The sequence below is a fragment of the Actinomyces glycerinitolerans genome (genome assembly GCF_900098745.1).
GTDB classification, from domain to species: domain Bacteria; phylum Actinomycetota; class Actinomycetes; order Actinomycetales; family Actinomycetaceae; genus Actinomyces; species Actinomyces glycerinitolerans.
On the sequence record NZ_FQTT01000003.1, the window covers coordinates 1 to 14,963 of the forward strand.

At 64.4% G+C, this 14,963-nt stretch carries 16 protein-coding genes; 7 read left to right on the forward strand and 9 right to left on the reverse strand.

The annotated features are described in order from the left end of the window. Positions 1-279: hypothetical protein (locus ACGLYG10_RS03530; RefSeq protein WP_211482971.1), on the forward strand; the 279-nt coding region annotated here is incomplete at its 5' end. 472 nt (positions 280-751) lie between these two features. Further along, positions 752-1,051, forward strand: a complete 300-nt coding sequence (locus tag ACGLYG10_RS03535) for a hypothetical protein (RefSeq protein WP_073327978.1) — start codon at positions 752-754, stop codon at positions 1,049-1,051. A gap of 44 nt (positions 1,052-1,095) precedes the next feature. Here ACGLYG10_RS03535 and ACGLYG10_RS03540 read toward each other — a convergent pair whose 3' ends face one another. Both ACGLYG10_RS03540 and ACGLYG10_RS03545 read right to left on the reverse strand, forming a co-directional pair. After that, positions 1,096-2,331 carry an AGE family epimerase/isomerase gene (locus tag ACGLYG10_RS03540; protein ID WP_073327979.1) on the reverse strand — a complete coding sequence of 412 codons (1,236 nt, stop codon included), beginning with the start codon at positions 2,329-2,331 and terminating at the stop codon, positions 1,096-1,098. A gap of 47 nt (positions 2,332-2,378) precedes the next feature. After that, on the reverse strand, positions 2,379-3,185 hold the full coding sequence (locus ACGLYG10_RS03545) for a DeoR/GlpR family DNA-binding transcription regulator (RefSeq protein WP_073327981.1): 807 nt from the start codon (positions 3,183-3,185) through the stop codon (positions 2,379-2,381). A 168-nt stretch (positions 3,186-3,353) separates the two neighbouring features. Here ACGLYG10_RS03545 and ACGLYG10_RS03550 point away from each other — a divergent pair, with 168 nt between their 5' ends. The 5 genes from ACGLYG10_RS03550 to ACGLYG10_RS03570 are packed head-to-tail and all read left to right on the forward strand — an operon-like array spanning position 3,354 to position 8,593. Further along, positions 3,354-4,646 (forward strand): ABC transporter substrate-binding protein, encoded by a 1,293-nt coding sequence (locus ACGLYG10_RS03550; RefSeq protein ID WP_073327982.1) that lies wholly within the window; start codon positions 3,354-3,356, stop codon positions 4,644-4,646. Between the two features lie 9 nt (positions 4,647-4,655). Next, the gene (locus ACGLYG10_RS03555; RefSeq protein ID WP_073327984.1) at positions 4,656-5,594 is read left to right on the forward strand and encodes a carbohydrate ABC transporter permease; all 939 of its coding nucleotides are present in this window, start codon (positions 4,656-4,658) and stop codon (positions 5,592-5,594) included. 4 nt (positions 5,595-5,598) lie between these two features. Next, entirely contained in the window at positions 5,599-6,450 is an 852-nt protein-coding gene (locus tag ACGLYG10_RS03560; protein WP_244542557.1) for a carbohydrate ABC transporter permease, read from the forward strand. A 32-nt stretch (positions 6,451-6,482) separates the two neighbouring features. Then, complete coding sequence (locus tag ACGLYG10_RS03565) at positions 6,483-7,343, forward strand: ketose-bisphosphate aldolase (protein ID WP_073327985.1); 861 nt, start codon at positions 6,483-6,485, stop codon at positions 7,341-7,343. Positions 7,344-7,384: 41 nt separating this feature from the next. Beyond that, positions 7,385-8,593 (forward strand): ADP-dependent glucokinase/phosphofructokinase, encoded by a 1,209-nt coding sequence (locus tag ACGLYG10_RS03570; protein WP_073327987.1) that lies wholly within the window; start codon positions 7,385-7,387, stop codon positions 8,591-8,593. Between the two features lie 18 nt (positions 8,594-8,611). Here ACGLYG10_RS03570 and ACGLYG10_RS03575 read toward each other — a convergent pair whose 3' ends face one another. From ACGLYG10_RS03575 to ACGLYG10_RS03605, 7 genes are all read right to left on the reverse strand, one after another. Continuing rightward, on the reverse strand, positions 8,612-9,193 hold the full coding sequence (locus tag ACGLYG10_RS03575) for a hypothetical protein (RefSeq protein ID WP_073327988.1): 582 nt from the start codon (positions 9,191-9,193) through the stop codon (positions 8,612-8,614). A 185-nt stretch (positions 9,194-9,378) separates the two neighbouring features. Beyond that, positions 9,379-9,960, reverse strand: coding sequence for a hypothetical protein (locus tag ACGLYG10_RS03580; protein ID WP_139240797.1), 582 nt, complete (start codon positions 9,958-9,960; stop codon positions 9,379-9,381). Positions 9,961-10,051: 91 nt separating this feature from the next. Next, a complete protein-coding gene (locus tag ACGLYG10_RS03585) occupies positions 10,052-10,456 on the reverse strand; it encodes a hypothetical protein (protein WP_073327992.1) in 405 nt (134 codons plus the stop codon). After that, positions 10,453-11,658, reverse strand: coding sequence for a hypothetical protein (locus tag ACGLYG10_RS03590; RefSeq protein WP_073327993.1), 1,206 nt, complete (start codon positions 11,656-11,658; stop codon positions 10,453-10,455). The genes ACGLYG10_RS03585 and ACGLYG10_RS03590 overlap by 4 nt, the downstream gene beginning before the upstream one ends. A 37-nt stretch (positions 11,659-11,695) precedes the next feature. Next, positions 11,696-11,986, reverse strand: coding sequence for a WXG100 family type VII secretion target (locus ACGLYG10_RS03595; protein ID WP_073327995.1), 291 nt, complete (start codon positions 11,984-11,986; stop codon positions 11,696-11,698). A 143-nt stretch (positions 11,987-12,129) separates the two neighbouring features. Next, positions 12,130-13,506: a DUF4032 domain-containing protein gene (locus tag ACGLYG10_RS03600; RefSeq protein ID WP_073328046.1), complete on the reverse strand. Its 1,377-nt coding sequence runs from the start codon at positions 13,504-13,506 to the stop codon at positions 12,130-12,132. Positions 13,507-13,752: 246 nt separating this feature from the next. After that, positions 13,753-14,880, reverse strand: coding sequence for an ABC transporter ATP-binding protein (locus ACGLYG10_RS03605; RefSeq protein ID WP_073327996.1), 1,128 nt, complete (start codon positions 14,878-14,880; stop codon positions 13,753-13,755). Between the last annotated feature and the right edge of the window lie 83 nt (positions 14,881-14,963).

A 14,963-nucleotide genomic window follows, 5' to 3' on the forward strand; every position in this document is an offset into this window, starting at 1 on the left:
ACCAGCAGACAGGCCCTGAGCAACGGGAGCGTGACCTACAAGGGCCGGATCATCTACGTCGGTTCCTTCATGGCCGGCCAGACGATCGAGTTCCGCCAGTACCCCACCCGCCTGGACCTGTACGACCAGGCCGGAACACACTTCGCCGCGATTCCCTGGCCCCAGCCCACCCAGGCCCAGACCCACAGCCGGGCCACCATCAACGCCTCCAAACCACCCAACAGAATCATCACCAGACCACCCCGCTCACCCCGCTCCCAACCGTCCCAGAAGCTTTGAGACTCAACCGTCCCAGAAGTCATGAGATCCAACCGTCCCAGAAGTGTGGAGACAGCACAGTACCTCTAGGTGCCGAACCGTCACGAGAGGGTACGAATCGCCGGCGCTAAGTGCCGAACCGTCAACCACAGGTACCAACCGCCAGGGCCCGCGCCGACCTACGCGCCAGATCCCACCCGGGAAAACACACCAGACAACCCAACCCACCCCCTCCCAGCACCCCGACCGACCCGCACCCGGCAGCGTGGGTCTGCTCCCAGGGGCGCACTCGGCACCCCGACTTGCCTGCGGTTAGCGGCACGGGCCCGCGCCAGGCGCTGAAGTCGTGTACGACGCCACTTAGACGCCTGCTGAAGACCTCCGGGCCACACAGCAGGCCCCTCTTAACCGGCGTACCCAACAGCGAACTGGCGCAGCAGACGCGCCCGTTACCTACATAGCCGAGCGGTTGCCGGTGCACGGCCCGGCGGCCATGCACCCGGTGACCATCGCCTTGGATGTGCGCGACGGCAGTCCCGGCGACGCAGTGCGCGCCGTATTCAACTCCGTCGACGAGCTGCTGTCTCTGGTCGCCGATGCCGCGGACTGGGAGCTGCGCCACGAGAAGGTGGGATCGCCGTACGTGTCCGCGGGAAGGGAGTGTATGAGCATGCGCGTGCCCTACTGGTCGCACACCATGGCGGCCTTCCTGTGCGCGCTGGTGCTGGCAGCCGACGACGCCGGAGTGCTCACCAGCGTGCACGTGCAGATTGGAGACGGCCCGACGGCGTGAGCAGCCCGGCGGCTCGGGTGCGTCGTGTTTTGCGTGTGGCCGGTTCAACGGCTTCGGGCGGGCGATGCCCCAGTGGCCAGCAGGCCCTCGGCGAATGATGGGGTGATCGGCAGGCGGCCGATCAGCATTGCCTGGAGTGCGTGGTAGATGTCGGGCTTGCCCGACCAGGTGATTGAGCTCGGGCGGTTATGGGCGTCGAGCTCCTCGCGCCACCGACCGGGTGCCTCAATCAGAAACTCCCGGGCGAAGGTGGCGTAGGTGTCGATGTCGTGGTCGTAGGAGGGATCCCCGGTGGTCTCACGCAGCGTCTCCGCCGCACCGATCGCCTCGCACAGCACCCAGTACATGCGTTCATGCACCACCGGACGTCCAGCGAAGTCCACCGTGTAGACGAAACCGCATTCGCCGTCTACGCCCCATCCCTCCTGCAGTGCCTGCCGGTACATGCGCCCTGGGATGGTGTCCAGCAGTGGGTCGTAGCCGATGCCCGCAGCGGTGCACGCGGCGCGTACCTGAATCATCAGCCGCGACCACTCCAGCCAGTGCCCGACTGTGGAGCCGTAGGGACGGAAGGCGTCGGCGGGGCGGTCCCGGTTGTAGTCGAGGACGGCGTTCCAGTCGACGTCGAAGTGCTCGGGCAGGCGGAAGTCATGGGTGATGAACTCGCGCGCGATCCGGTTGGTGATGCGCGCCGCTCGCCGCAGGTGAGTGGCGTCGTGAGTGGCGGAGTAGGACGCCAACAGTGCCTCAACCGTGTGCATGTTCGCATTTGCGCCACGGTAGGGGTCGACGGCGGGGCTGTGACGGTCCCGAGCATCCACCACCATCCCGGCGTCCTCGTCCCACCACAGTTGTTCGAAGGTGAGCAGGGCGGCATCGAGCAGTTCCTGCGCGCGTGATACGCCGGCCATGAGTGCGGAGGCGGCAGCCAGGATGACGAAGCTGTGCTCGTAGGAGACCAGGTTTCCTGGGCGCGGGGTCCCGTCGATATCAACTGCGGAGAGCCAGGCTCCGGCGACGGTGTCGTGCAGCGGGCCGTCCAGTAGGCGGGCGACGCCGTGTTCTGCCAGAGCGGCGCAGTCCGGGTCGCCCATGAGCTGCCCGAGAGCGAAGCAGTGGGTCATGCGGCCGGTGATCCATAGCTGTACGCCGTGCGTGGCGTCGATGCTGCCGACGTCGTCGAGCCAGCCGAACCCATGCTCGGTGCGGGAGCGCTTGCCGAAGGCGAGTAGGCTCCAGGCTTCGGAATCGAAGAATTGGCGGGTCATGAGCGTGGTCATCGAGTCCTCCTTGACTCAGGTGCCTACCTCGGTCGAGAGGCGAGGATTCAGTAAGGCGTATCCGGGGTGAGTACCTGTACCGAGCGGGCGTTCAAAGCGGCGCTGAGCTCGGCGTTGGGCTGTTCGTTGGTGATCAGGTAGTCGGCAATCGCAAGGTCGCCAATCGCGGCGAACAGACGCCGACCAAGCTTGGTCGAATCGGCAAGAATGGCTACCCGACGGGCGCGGGCGGCCATTTGCGCAAGCATGGCGGCCTCGTCCAAGTTGGAAGTGGAGAAGCCGTCGGTGTCGACGGCGCCCACGCCGATGAGGGCGAGGTCGACGTGGATGTCGTTTTCGACGCCTGAGATGGCGGAGGCGAAGGCGACCGGGCCGATGGTTACGTGGCCAGACAGACGCACGTGCCCGCCGATGACGTATACGTCGCGGCACGCCTCCGGGTTGATCTCCACCGGCAGTGCGAGGTTGTTGGTCGCGATGATGAGTTCCCGCTTGTTCGACAGGTGGTGTACCAGGGACAGTGCGGTGGTTCCCCCGTTGATGAACAGGACGTTGCCGTCCTGCACGAGCTCCGCGGCGATCCGGCCGATACGATCCTTCTGGGACGCCTGCAAACGGGCGCGGTCGCTCAGGTTCGTATCGTGCCAGGGGACGGCGGAGTTGGACATCGCTCCGCCGTGCATACGGATGAGCAGGCCGTCGGCGTCAAGCTGGTCTAGATCTCTGCGGATGGTGTCGGCCGAGACGCCGAAGTGGTCCGCCAGGGCCGTCACCGTCACCTGACCCAGTCGGTTCACGTAGCCGGCGATTTCGGCCTTCCGCCCTCCAGGGAGGCGGGGTGCGGCGTCGTTCATGACGCCAGTCTAGGCATTCTTCATGCGCCTTCAAGCCGAACGTTACGTGATTGTTGCCGATCGAGCGCAGACAGCCGCAAAAAGTCGCACTATGCTCGTCCGCAGACATCAGGAAGTGGATGAAACCAGCATGATGTCGCAACTCGTGTCAATGATGATGGAGTAACAATGCTGATGCGTATGCGTAGGCGCGAATTCGGGCAGATGACGGCCGTAGTGGCCGCTCTGGCGGCGATGGGTCTGGCCGGATGTGGCGGATCGGGAAGTAGTGGAGGTCGCGATGGGGAGGTGACCTTGGAGTTCACCCAGTGGTGGGAACCCGAACTGCCGGACGGGGCCCTGCGCGCCCTCATGGACCAGTTCGAGCAGGCCAACCCCGGGATCAAGGTCGAACTGCTCTCCGGGCCCTATGCCTCGACCAAGGAGCAGCTGGTTGCCGGTGCCGCGGCGCAGACCATGCCGGATGTGGTCGGCTTGGACGGTGCATGGGTGAGTGACTTCGCGAAGCAGGGTGCCATAGCGGACCTGACGGCCCTGATGGCCGAGCAGGGCTACGACGACTCCGAGCTCGCCAGCCAGATTCAGATCGACGGCGCCACCTACATGATCCCGGTGGTCAACTTCGTCTACCCCATGTTCACCAATATGGATCTGCTTGAACAGGCCGGCGTCTCGGCAATCCCCTCCACGCGTGAGGAGTTCGAGTCCGCGGCCGCGGCGATCGCGGACACGGGTGAGGACATCTCCGGCTGGGCGCTGCCGCTCTCGCTGGAGGCGCCGAACGGCATTCAGAATGATGTGATGTCCTGGGTCTGGGCCTCCGGTGGATCGATGCTCACCGAGGACGGCAAGCCGAACCTCCAGGGCAACGCGGACGTCAAGAGCGCCTGCGAATTCATCAAGAATCTGTGGGACGACGGAGTCATCTCGCCGGGCGCTTTCACCATGAAGGAGCAGGACAAGGTCGAGGACTTCACCAATGCGCGGGTCGGCATGATGATCGACTCCCTCGCGCACGTGAACACCATCCGCGAGGGCAACCCGGACCTGGAATTCGGCATTGCCGCACTGCCCGCCGTGAGTGGCTACACCGGCCAGCGCGGCATGCCCTACGCCTCTTGGGGCATCGGTGTCTCCGGTACCACCGAGCATCCGGCGGAGGCGTGGAAGCTGGTGGAGTTCCTCATGTCGGCCGACACCAATGCGGTGCTCGCCGACGACGCTAAAGCCTTCCCCGGAAACAGTACGGCCACGCCCGACTATGTCGAGGATGATGAGCTGTTCAAGCAGGCCTTCGAGATCTGGAGCTCGGGCACGCCTGCCAATGAGTTCACCGGTCTGCCGGTTTCCGAGACGCTCATGCGCAAGTTCGATGAGCAGTTCCAGAGCTACCTCAGCGGCGATATCGACGTCGACACCATGCTCGCCAACGCCCAGCAGGCGTGGGACGAGGAGTTCTGAGGTTCACCCATGAGCGTCACCGATGCCGCAAATGCGTCTCGGACGCGGCGGGTGCGGGCGCCGTCCCGTGGGCGGCGCCTGACCCAGGCACTTGTGCCCTACGCATACCTGTCACCGACCTTAATCCTGTTGATGGTGCTGATGGTGATTCCGATCGTCATGGTGGTCGGATACTCGCTGATGGATGCTGTCATCACCGCTAGGGAGTCCCACTTCATCGGGCTGGGCAATTACGTCGAGATCCTCACCAGCAGCAAGTTCCGTACGGCGCTGGCCAACACGTTCTGGTTCGTGGCCATCAGCGTGGTGGCGCATATGCTGTTGGGTCTCGGCTTTGCCATGCTGCTCAATTCCGAGTCGGTATCCGCTGTCACCAGGACCGTCTTCCGCACCCTGTTCGTACTCCCGTGGCTACTGACCGTGGCGATCATCGCCATCCTGTGGCGACTGCTGCTCAATCCCAACGGCGTAGTCAACGCGATCCTGTCTGGTCTGGGCGTCGTTAGCGGACAGCACGAGTGGCTCGCCGATCCGGATATCGCCCTGGCCGCAGTCACCTTCATCAACATTTGGTCCGGGTACCCGTTCTTCATGATCTCGATCCTTGCCGGTCTTCAGGGCATCCCGAAGGATCTGTACGAGGCGGCGGAGGTCGACGGCGCCGGCCCGATCCGGAGGTTCTGGTCGATCACCCTCCCACAGCTGCGGCCGATCATTATCTCCATGGCGCTGCTCGACGTCATCTGGACCTCCCAGCAGTTCGCCCTCATCTGGATGACCACCGGCGGAGGGCCGCTTGACCGGACGGAGGTGCTGTCCACTTTCACCTATAAGTTGGCATTCTCCGAGTACGACTTCTCGGGGGCGTCCGCCAGTGCGGTGATCGTGCTGATCCTGTCCATGATCCTCGCCTTCTTCTACGTGCGTAGCCAACAGGTGAGGGAGTAGTGACATGGGTGCTATGACTACTAAACGGCGTCGACGGCTGTTGGCCAAGGCGGGTGTATGGGTGGGGCTGCTCCTGGGCGCCGGCTTCGCGGCCCTGCCGATCTTCTGGATGCTGGTGTCCTCCTTCAAACCGAATGCGAAGATCTTCGCCACGCCTCCGCGGATCATTGAAGAGGGCTCCTCCTGGGCGGCCTACATCTCCATTTTCCATGATTCGGAGAAGATCCGCTTCTTCATCAACAGCTATTTCGTGGCGCTGTCGGTGACGGCGCTGACACTCATCGTCGCGATCCTCGCCGCCTACGCCTTCAGCCGTTTCGAGTTCCCCGGGAAGAGGATCTTGAACGTACTGGTCATATCGGTGCAGGCGGTGCCGCCGATCACCCTGCTGATCCCGTTTTTCGGGCTCATGGTGACGCTGCGGCTGTACAACACCTACCAGGGCCTGATCCTGACCTACATGGTGTTCACGCTGCCCTACGCCATCATCATGCTCACCGGCTACTTCAACACCCTCCCGCGCGAGCTCGATGAGGCCGCGAAGGTGGATGGAACCAGTTCTCTCGGTGCACTGTGGCGGGTGCTGGTCCCAATTTCCGTCCCGGGAATCGTCTCGGTTGGTATCTACACTTTCATGATCGCCTGGAATGAGTATCTGTTCGCGTTGACGCTCACGCGCACGAATGACATGCGCACCGTGCCCATCGGTATTCAGCTCCTCATGGGGCAGCACTCATACGAGTGGAACGAGATGATGGCGATGTCCGTGCTCGGATCGATTCCCGTGGTGCTCCTCTTCATCTTCTTCCAGCGTTACTTCATCGGAGGGATGACCGCTGGATCCGTCAAGAACTGAACTTGACGACAACACAGAAAGGTACAATGCAAATGTTAGTCACAGGCAGCGACATCCTGGACGTCGCCAATAAACACGGTTTCGCGGTCCCGGCGTTCAACATCTCCTCGTACTCGATGCTGCGCGCGGTGGTGGACGTCTGTGAGGACAAGCGCTCCCCACACATCATCGCCATTCACCCGGACGAGCTGAGCCACATCCGGCCCGCGATGCTGGCCTCCATCATCCGGATCGCCCATGAGTCCCCGGTGCCGACGGCGATCCACCTTGACCATGGCGCGTCTTATGAGCAGGTGCTGCTGGCCATCCAGGCGGGCTTCACCTCGGTGATGATCGACAAGTCCTTCGCACCCTTCGAGGAGAACGTGGCCGAGACCGTGCGCGTGGTTAACGCCGCCCACGCCGTCGGGCTATCCGTGGAGGCCGAGTTGGGCACCATCGGCGTGTCCGACAAGTACGGGGAGACCGGCACGGAGGAGATCCTGTACACCGACCCCGATGACGCGGCGCGCTTCATCGACGCCACCGGTGCGGATTCTCTCGCCATCGCGATCGGCACCAGGCACGGCCTGTACCCCGCCGCGGCCAAGCCCGCGCTGCGCCTGGACTTGCTGGGTGAGATCAAGTCGCGTCTGGGCATTCCCCTAGTGCTGCATGGCGGGTCGAACAACTCCGACACCGAGATTGCCGGGGCCGTGCACGGCGGCATCAACAAGATCAACATCTCTTCCGACATCAAGGCCGCCTACTTCAACAAGATGCGCGAGGTGCTCCAGGACGTGCACCTGCGCGAGCCCAACGTGATCGAGCCTCCGTGCGAGGCGGCACTGCGGGAGTGTGCGGCGCAGAAGATCGATCTGTTCGAATCCGCGGGCAAGGCAGAGCTGCTGTGAGCCTGCGGCGTCGATGCGGGCGCGGCTGAAGGGAGAGTGAGATGACGGAGCGGATTGTCCTCGGGCTCGGCGGGACCGTCGATTACGAGCTGTACTGGGACGCTGAGGCGTTTCAGGAGCTCGTGGACACCCATGGCATACACCAGGCCGAGCTCGAGGACGCTCCGCCGGCCAGCGCCGTCGACGAGCGGGAGATGCTGCTGGCGGTGCTGAGGTCCATGCGACAGTCCCGGGGATGCGAGTGCTACGCGGCCGATAAGCGGGCGCTGCTTGCCTTCGCGGATCACTTCACCTACCAAGTCACCCTGGGCGGCACGTGCGTTCGCGCGGCGTTGGCCATGGAACGGATCGGCGTAGCCTCGACGGTGCACCTGGTCTCAATTAACGACGACGTCCGTCGGCTCCTGCCGGATGCGGTGGCGCGGGTGTGCAGCGCCGAGGCGGATTCCTTGGATCCGCACGTAATCGTCCAGTACCCGGCGGGCGCGGCGGTGCGCCTGGCCGATGGGGAGCTGACCGCGCACCGCCCCAATCGGGTGATCCTGGTCAACGATGCGCCCAACGAGGATCTGCGGCTGAGCAAGGACTTGCCTCGGCTGCTGGCCGAGGCCCGGGTAGTCCTGATCTCGGGCTTCAACACCATGAAGTCGGCATCCGAATTGCGCACTCGACTGGGCGAACTCGAGAACGCGTTGGCCGAGACGCCACCAGACGCCGTCGTCGTCTACGAGGACGCGGGTTTTCACAACGACGCCATGCGTGAGGTGATCCTGGAGACAATTCCGCACCTGGTGGATCTTCACTCGCTCAACGAGGATGAGGCGCGTCACTATCTCGGACGCGCCATAGATCTGGAGGACGGGGCACAGGTCGCGGCGATGATGACCGACCTGCACCGGCGACTCGGGGCGCCGACTGTCATGGTGCATACCAGCCGCTACGCCGCGGTGGTGGGGGAGCGGGCGGCCCTGTTCCGCGAGGCCGCCGAGGCGGGTTGCCTACTGGCATCCACTCGCTTCCTACACGGGGACCGCTACGGCGTTGAGGAGTACACGGAGGTGGCGTGGGCGCCCCGGGAGGAGACCGGCGAGCGCCTCGCCCGCGCCTCCGAGCCGGCCGCGGCGGGCGTGCTGATCGCGCCGGGCTTCGCGGTTCGCACCGCCTCTCCGACGACGATTGGCCTGGGCGACACCTTCATTGGCGGCGTGGTGGCACACCTGGCGGAGAAGGGCGGCTTGCAAACGTCGTGATCTGCTGGAGGACGGCGCTCAGGACGGTCGCGTCCCGCCTTGGCGCCGGCGACCACGGCGCCGCGCCTCCTTGCTGATGGTGCGCCACTGCTTAGGATGCAGTGGGTGATCGGCGGGCAGGGTATTCCAGGTCTTCCAGCTGGATGGTTTGGCCGGCCCGGCAAGCAGCAGGCCCGTCGCACGCAGTGGCTCGGTCAAGCCCTCCATGGCGTTGATGGTGAAGTACTTGGGATGGTTCCAAGGGGTATCGGAATCAAAGGAGAAGTGCCAGCAGATAAGCTCGCTTGCCGCCGCGCGGCCACCCAACGGGCGGGCCAGCACCGCCAGGCGCACGCGTCCGTGTTGGCGGCGTACCCAGGGGAGAACGAGCGCTAACGGAAATACCTCGGCAAGGTAATCCGCGAAGAAGCTGGCGGCCTCACTGCCCTCGCGCAGGATCACGCCGGTCCACGGCCCTCGTTCGGCCAGCACCGAGTCCAGGTCCCAGGTCTCCAGGGCGAACCCCTGCGGTGCCAGGTGGTCGATGACGAAGCGCACCGCGTCCCGCGGCGGCGCCGCCACCTCGAAGCGGCGCATGGGCTGCGTCTCAAGCCATGCCATGGTGACTACACCTCATCAGTAAAAGAGTGGGCCTGGATGACCTCTCCCTGCTAGCACTGGAGCCGACCGCTGCATACCATCGCTCAAGTTGGCAGGGAAACCAAGGCGAGCTTCGGCGCAACTCATCGACTTAATACAGTGGCGTGGTGGCACGCCCGGCCGCGAACATCGTTACCGGACGATGCTCAGGACGGTCGCGTCCCGCCTTGGCGCCGGCGACCACGGCGCCGCGCCTCCTTGCTGATGGTGCGCCACTGCTTAGGATGCAGTGGGTGATCGGCGGGCAGGGTATTCCAGGTCTTCCAGCTGGATGGTTTGGCCGGCCCGGCAAGCAGCAGGCCTGCTGCGCTAAGAGACTCGGTCAAACCTTCCATGATGTCGATGGTGAAGTTCGTGGACCAGTAACGTAAAGTCACGGAGTCAAGGTGGAAGTGCCAGCAGATAAGCTCGCTCCCCGTAGCGTCGCCGTGCAGCGGACGGGCAATGACCGCCATGCGTACGCGTCCGTGCTGGCGGCGTGTCCAAGGGAGGGCGAGAACTAGTGGAACCACTTCCATGAAGGTACCCACTGCGAAATTAGCGGCCTGACTACCTTCGCGCAGGACTACGCCGGTCCACGGTCCCCGTTCGGCCAGCACCGAGTCCAGGTCCCAGGTCTCCAGGGCGAACCCCTGCGGCGCCAGGTGGTCGATGACGAAGCGCACGGCGTCCCGCGGCGGCGCCGCCACCTCAAAGCGGCGCATTGGCTGCGTCTCATGCCATGCCATGGTGACTACACCTCATCAGATAAAGAGGAGGTCTCAATGACCTCACCGTGTCAATAGGGGAGCCGACTGCAAGACGTCACCGACCAGGCCGTCAGGGAAACCGTGGCGAGGTACGGCGCAGCTCATCCATTTCATCCAGCGGCGTGGTTTGGGAGCCCGTTCGGCGCTGGGCCTCCCAGTCGTTGCGGAGGCGGCCCAGATTCTCCTCTACCTGCTTGCGTAGGCGCTTGGCCTCGGGTGAAGTGTCTTCTCCGGAGAAAACCGCCGCAACGGTGGTTCTGCCCGAGTCGATCCTGCGCTGGACGGTCTGCCAGTCGGGGCCGAGTTCACCTCGACGCGCAGCCTCGGCACGCTCCGCGTCCGCCCGCTCGGCCTCCTGCTCGGCCTGCTTGACTTCCTTCTCCAGACGTTCATTGACGCCACGAAGCTGCTCAATCAGCTCGTCAAGGTCGCGCCGCCCGCCAGGTCCACGGGGTGGGAGACTGAATGAAGTCATACACGCACCGCCGTGCCACGGAGCGCCGCCTCTGCGATATTAGTCACGGTGTACGATACCTCAACAATCTTCGCCTTGGCGGTGACAATGCCTTCAATGGCGTCAAAAAGCGCGTTGACGATAATATAGCCAGCTCTCACAGCGTGGATGATGTCCCAAACTACGGTAGCGCACTCTACTGCGGCGGCCACCCATCCGGCTAAGGGGATTGCGGCCTCGACGGCAATTCGCCCCAATTTGTAGGAGATCTTCTTCAGAATCATGCCGAGGCCCGCGGCAGCGAGCTTTGCCGCGAGTGCAACCTTGCCTACAATGTCGCTGACGTAACCCGCTGCGTAACTCAGTGCGGTCGTGGCTGCGGACATCGCGGAGATGAAGGCATTGCAGGCCACCGCCCCTTTGCCCTCCCATTCGGACAGGCCGGGAAGGACTCCCGAGTCGTTCTGGCCCACGGCGACGAGTGCGGAGTCGAGCTCTGACCAGGCCGTTGAGGCGCGATCGACGTAGCGCCAGTCGCCCACGATATTCTTGTAGACGAAGTCGTTGAGAAGTGACCAGTGGAAGAGCTGCTCGAACACCCAGTCCAGGCCCCCGAGTAGAAGGCCTGCCGACCAACGGAGATTCTCCATCTCTGATGTGGGCGTGCCGGGCTCGCCCAGATAGGACTGGGGGTCCTGTTCCTCACGGACCGAACGGTTTGATGAGGTGGCGAGCTCGTAGCGCTCCTGGAGGCGCTGCGTTTGCGCGTCCGTGTACTCGCGTAGACCCGCCCCGTCCTGGGCTGCTTGATCAAACAGGAACGGATCTCCGCCTCCGCCCCCACTCGACTGGCGCGCGGCGTCTCCCAGGCTCGGTATGGACTCTCGAGGATCATTGAATGGCGGCGGCGGCACATCCATCTTCCTGAAGATCTCAGCAAGTTCATCCCACGCTTGCTCGTCCGCCTTTGCGTAAGCATCGATCGTGTTGTTCATCGAGTCGGCTGCGGCGGAGTGGGCTTCGGCGGCCAGGCCGAGGACCTCCTCGCCTACAAGAACGACCGCATTGTTGAGCGGTACGAGTACGGAGAACAGGCCTCCCATCTCGGCCGAATCTATTCGCCCCCAGGTGGTCAGGAAGGACTTCATGGCCGGTAGGTGCTCGTCGCCCTGTCGCGCGAGTACCTGCTTGGTAAGACCGAGGTCGGCGTAGTCAACTTTCATGTATTACTCCGGGTGTCAGAACCGATAGGTTCAACTGTCATAGGGACCATATGTTTGCGACTGTGTTGTCGGTCTGCTGGTAGCGCTCATTAGCGTTATCGACCGCGGTCGCTATGCTTTCCATGTAATCGACTTGCGTGAGCAACCGTTCTGACCAGCTGGCATGCGACGATGCGGCTGCACTGGCCGCCTCTCCTGTCCATTCAGACTGCGTAGCGGCCATGCTCCCCGACAGCTCGGCGTTGTCCGAGCTTAGTTGCGACGCTGCGGAACGCAGCGCGTCGGCGATTGCGTTGAGAGCATCTTCCGAGACTTCCAGATCGGCCAAGGTCCCGCTCCTGTCAGATGGACTACGATGCGCGCGTGGCAATCACGGGGCGGTAATGCGCCGCGCGCCGATATACATCCGTGACGGTACTCCCCGGACGGAAGGAGCGCCATCCGTTTGAACGGATCAGCGCATGCTGTGCGTCACTCGCCCTTGAACTTCATGCCGGCGGTGAAGCCCATGGGGTTGAGCTCGAAGGCGCTGGCCGTGGCCTCGTCGAGGGCGGCGAAGTCCGCGTCGTCCTCGGGCACCGGCTCCTCGCCGTCGTCGAAGATGGCCTCCATCTCCTGGGTGTCGCCGAGCGACAGGTAGGACTGCTCGTCCCAGTGCTGCGGCAGGACTGTGCGCACGTAGTCGTCCACCGCATCCTGGGTGGTCACGTCGCGTTGGCGCTGCTCGGACATGTACCAGCGGTGCTCCAGCACCTCGTGGAAGATCTCGGCCGGCTCCAGCTTGCGGCGCAGCTCCATGGGGACGGCGGCGATGGTGGGTTCGAACACCTCGGTCAGCCAGGCGTGCGCCACCTGCTCCACCGGCTCGTCCTTCCGACCGGTGACGGTGCGGAAGGTCTGCAGGTCGTTGAGCATGCGCTGCCCCTGGCGCTCCTGCACATCCAGGCCGGTGAGTCGCATGATCTGGCGGTGGTAGTGGCCGGCGTCGACCACCTTCGGCTGGATGATCATGCGCGTGCGCGAGCCGTCCGCCTCGGTCTTCATGGTCAGCTCGCCGACGTCGAAGCCCAGTTCGTTCAACCGTTCGATGCGGTTGCGCACGCGCCAGCGCTCGCCCAGGTCGAAGGTCTCCTCGGCGGTGAGCACATTCCACAACTCGGTGTAGCGGCTGACGATACGGTCGCCCACCTCGATGGTGTCCACACTCGGCTCCAGCAGCGCCCCGGCCTGCAGATCCATCAGCTCGCCGATGATGTTCGTGCGGGCGACGTCGATGTCGTACAGCCGCTTGCCGTCGGTCAGGCCCTCGGTGTGCAGCTCGCCGGTCTCGGCATCCACCAGGTAGGCGGCGAAGGCGCCCGCATCCCGGCGGAACAGTGTGTTGGACAGGGACACATCCCCCCAGTAGAAGCCCAGCAGGTGCAGCCGCACCAGCAGCACGGCGAGGGCGTCGATCAACCGGGTGGCGGTCTCCGGGCGCATGTACTGGCTGAACAGCGCCCGGTAGGGCAGCGAGTAGGACAGGTGCTCGGTGACCAGCACCGAGTTGAGTGCCGAGCCGTCCAGGGCGGTGCGGCCGGTGATGACCGCGGTCGGCGTCACGCAGGGGGCGCCGAGGCGGACCAGGTCGCGCAGCAGCTCGTACTCGTGGTGGGCGACGGATTCACCGATCTCCTTCACGGCGATGACGCGTTCGGAGAGGTTCACGAAGCGCACGATGTGGCGCGAAAGCCCCCGCGGGAGGGCGGCGAGCACCTCGGCCGGCCACTCCTCCAACGGAATCTCCCACGGGAGATCGAGCAGCGCCGGGTCAATCGTTGCCGCGGTGATCTGCATGGACGGGGGCATGGACATATTCTCTCAGGTCCGTCGCGATTCACTCGTCAACGGCGCCGGGTCGGTTCAGGCGAAGCCGATCGCCTTCGGGCTCGTTAATTCACGGCGAACCATACCTGCGGTTGTGGCGCTCGCCGTCGGCCTGTGGCTGAGCCCCGCTCCTCGTAGGGGAGAAGCGGGGCTCAAGCACGGTCGTGGTACGGGCGATGCGGCGACGGAGGTCATCAGGCGGCCGGTTACCGCATCGCCGTGGGAGAGTCAGGCGGGCAGGCGCTCGCCGGTGGAGGCGGAGAAGATGTGCTCCTCGCCGGGCTTGATACGCACGTACACCGTCTCACCCGGCTCCGGCGCAGTGCGCGGAGGAACGCGGACGATGATCTGGCTGGAGTCCTCACCGGAGCCGAGCCTGTCCTCGGAGCCCTCGGCGCCGACCAGCTCGCCGTAGATGTAGGCGTCGCTACCCAGCTCCTCGACGAAGGACAGGCGCACCGGGATGGAGTGCTCGTCCTCGGCGGAGACCACCTCGAGGGACTCGGGGCGGAAGCCGATGACGATCTTGTTGTTGTCAGCCGGAACCATGGCGTCGAGCGTGGCCCGGGACAGCTGCACACGAGCGGCGCCGATGGAGGCGACGTCGCCGTCGACCGTGAACCGGCCGAGGTTCATGGCGGGAGAGCCGATGAAGCCGGCAACGAACTCGTTGGCGGGCTTGTCGTACATCTCGCGCGGAGTACCGACCTGCTGGAGCACGCCGTCCTTGAGGACCGCGATGCGGTCACCCATGGTCAGGGCCTCCGTCTGGTCGTGGGTCACGTAGACGGTGGTGACGCCCAACGAGCGCTGCAGGGACGCGATCTGCGTACGCGTCTGCACGCGCAGCTTGGCGTCCAGGTTGGACAGCGGCTCGTCCATGAGGAACACCTTCGGCTTACGCACGATGGCGCGACCCATGGCCACACGCTGACGCTGACCACCGGACAGGGCCTTCGGCTTGCGGTCCAGGTACTCGGTCAGGCCGAGGATCTTGGCGGCCTCCTTGACGCGCCGGTCGATCTCATCCTTGGGAGTACCGGCGATCTTGAGGGCGAAACCCATGTTGTCGTGCACCGACATGTGCGGGTACAGAGCGTAGTTCTGGAAGACCATGGCGATGTCACGGTCCTTGGGCTGGACGTCGGTCACGTCGCGGTCGCCGATGAGGATGCGACCGGAGTTAACGTCCTCGAGGCCTGCGAGCATGCGCAGGGAGGTTGACTTTCCGCAGCCCGAGGGGCCGACCAGGACCAGGAACTCGCCGTCGGCGATCTCAAGGTTCAAGCTGTCCACCGACGGGGTGTCGTTCCCCGGGTAGATACGGGTGGCGTGGTCAAAGGTGACGGTTGCCATAAGGGGTATCCCTTCACCGACAGGTACGTGCCGGACGATCCGAGTGAAAGGTGCCGATGCGTGTCCGCATTGACACGTGCCGG

What these genes read in the sequence shown, in the direction of transcription:
- ACGLYG10_RS03535 (WP_073327978.1), top strand. Translation starts at nt 752, where the DNA reads ATGCACCCGGTGACCATCGCCTTGGATGTGCGCGACGGCAGTCCCGGC.
- ACGLYG10_RS03540 (WP_073327979.1), bottom strand. Translation starts at nt 2,331, where the DNA reads ATGACCACGCTCATGACCCGCCAATTCTTCGATTCCGAAGCCTGGAGC.
- ACGLYG10_RS03545 (WP_073327981.1), bottom strand. Translation starts at nt 3,185, where the DNA reads ATGAACGACGCCGCACCCCGCCTCCCTGGAGGGCGGAAGGCCGAAATC.
- ACGLYG10_RS03550 (WP_073327982.1), top strand. Translation starts at nt 3,354, where the DNA reads ATGCTGATGCGTATGCGTAGGCGCGAATTCGGGCAGATGACGGCCGTA.
- ACGLYG10_RS03555 (WP_073327984.1), top strand. Translation starts at nt 4,656, where the DNA reads ATGAGCGTCACCGATGCCGCAAATGCGTCTCGGACGCGGCGGGTGCGG.
- ACGLYG10_RS03560 (WP_244542557.1), top strand. Translation starts at nt 5,599, where the DNA reads ATGGGTGCTATGACTACTAAACGGCGTCGACGGCTGTTGGCCAAGGCG.
- ACGLYG10_RS03565 (WP_073327985.1), top strand. Translation starts at nt 6,483, where the DNA reads ATGTTAGTCACAGGCAGCGACATCCTGGACGTCGCCAATAAACACGGT.
- ACGLYG10_RS03570 (WP_073327987.1), top strand. Translation starts at nt 7,385, where the DNA reads ATGACGGAGCGGATTGTCCTCGGGCTCGGCGGGACCGTCGATTACGAG.
- ACGLYG10_RS03575 (WP_073327988.1), bottom strand. Translation starts at nt 9,193, where the DNA reads ATGGCATGGCTTGAGACGCAGCCCATGCGCCGCTTCGAGGTGGCGGCG.
- ACGLYG10_RS03580 (WP_139240797.1), bottom strand. Translation starts at nt 9,960, where the DNA reads ATGGCATGGCATGAGACGCAGCCAATGCGCCGCTTTGAGGTGGCGGCG.
- ACGLYG10_RS03585 (WP_073327992.1), bottom strand. Translation starts at nt 10,456, where the DNA reads ATGACTTCATTCAGTCTCCCACCCCGTGGACCTGGCGGGCGGCGCGAC.
- ACGLYG10_RS03590 (WP_073327993.1), bottom strand. Translation starts at nt 11,658, where the DNA reads ATGAAAGTTGACTACGCCGACCTCGGTCTTACCAAGCAGGTACTCGCG.
- ACGLYG10_RS03600 (WP_073328046.1), bottom strand. Translation starts at nt 13,506, where the DNA reads ATGCCCCCGTCCATGCAGATCACCGCGGCAACGATTGACCCGGCGCTG.
- ACGLYG10_RS03605 (WP_073327996.1), bottom strand. Translation starts at nt 14,880, where the DNA reads ATGGCAACCGTCACCTTTGACCACGCCACCCGTATCTACCCGGGGAAC.